General features: G+C 59.7%; 1 pseudogene. It reads left to right on the forward strand.

Annotated features, from left to right (window positions below):
• A pseudogene (locus H928_RS26240) lies at window positions 1-233 on the forward strand (elongation factor Tu); the annotation flags it as partial.

Genomic DNA, 233 nt, shown 5'->3' on the forward strand with positions numbered 1-233 from the left:
GGCGGCCGCCACACCCCCTTCTTCAACAACTACCGTCCTCAGTTCTACTTCCGTACCACGGACGTGACCGGCGCCATCGAGCTGCCAGCTGACAAGGAAATGGTGATGCCTGGCGATAACGTGTCGATCACCGTCAAGCTGATCAACCCCATCGCTATGGAAGAAGGTCTGCGCTTCGCTATTCGCGAAGGCGGCCGTACCGTGGGCGCTGGCGTGGTTGCCAAGATCATTGC

This window comes from Comamonas sp. B-9 (assembly GCF_000410635.1).
Taxonomy (GTDB): domain Bacteria; phylum Pseudomonadota; class Gammaproteobacteria; order Burkholderiales; family Burkholderiaceae_C; genus Comamonas.